Origin of the sequence: Kitasatospora sp. NPDC008115 (assembly GCF_042957205.1) — a bacterium.
In the GTDB taxonomy this organism is placed as follows: Bacteria; Actinomycetota; Actinomycetes; order Streptomycetales; family Streptomycetaceae; genus Kitasatospora.
Window position 1 is genome coordinate 1 of the sequence record NZ_JBIBHU010000099.1, and the last position, 1,102, is coordinate 1,102.

General features: G+C 67.2%; 1 protein-coding gene. It reads right to left on the reverse strand.

From position 1 onward, the window contains the following. On the reverse strand, positions 1-1,098 hold the full coding sequence (locus ACFZBX_RS36980) for an IS630 family transposase (RefSeq protein ID WP_391538209.1): 1,098 nt from the start codon (positions 1,096-1,098) through the stop codon (positions 1-3). Positions 1,099-1,102 lie beyond the last annotated feature (4 nt).

A 1,102-nucleotide genomic window follows, 5' to 3' on the forward strand; every position in this document is an offset into this window, starting at 1 on the left:
CTAGTGTCCTGCGCCGGAGATCCGTCGGCAGAATCGGGCGAGGGAGTCGAGGATCTCGTCGGCGGTCTTGGTCCAGGTGAACGGTGTGGGGTCCTCATTCCAGTTCTTGATCCAGGTGCGGATGTCGCGTTCGAGGGCCTGGACGTTCTTGTGGGATCCGCGGCGGATCATCTGGTCGGTGAGGAAGCCGAACCAGCGCTCGACCTGGTTGATCCACGATGACCCGGTCGGGGTGAAGTGCATGTGGAACCTGGGGTGTTGGGACAGCCAGGCTCGGATCGCCGGGGTCTTGTGGGTTCCGTAATTGTCGCAGATGAGGTGAATGTCGAGGCCGTCGGGAACCTCCTGGTCGATCTTGACGAGGAACTTCTTGAACTCCGCCGCGCGGTGCCGGCGGTGCAGGGAGGTGATGACCCTCCCGCTGCCGGTGTCGAACGCGGCGAACAGCGTGGTCAGGCCGTTGCGCACGTAGTCGTGGGTCCGGCGCTCCGGCATGCCGGGCATCATCGGCAGCACCGGCTGGGACCGGTTCAAGGCCTGGATCTGCGACTTCTCGTCGACCGACAGCACCACGGCACCTTCGGGCGGGTCGAAGTAGAGGCCGACCACGTCGTGGACCTTCTCGATGAAGAACGGGTCCGTGGAGAGCTTGAAGGTGTCCGCCAGGTGGGGCTTGAGCTGGAACTTCCGCCAGATCCGCCCCACCGTGGACTTCGACAGGCCACTGCGGGCCGCCATCGAGCTCCGCGACCAGTGCGTCGCGTTCTTCGGGATCTCCTCCAGCGTCGCCACCACCACCGCTTCGACCTCGTCAACCGCGATCGTGGGCGGCCGGCCCGGCCGCGGCTCGTCCACCAGCCCGTCCAGCCGCTCGGAGAGGAACCGCCGCCGCCACTTGCGGACCGTGTCCGCGGTGATCCCCAACTCCCTTGCCACACCGACGACCGACGGCACATCCGGGCCGTCACAGGCCAGCACGATCCGAGCCCGCAACGCGAGCGCCTGGGCGGACGTCGCCCGCCGGGCCCATCGCGTCAGCACCGCCCGCTCCTCGCCGGACAACAACAACGGCTCCAAAGCAGGACCACGACGACGCACCGGC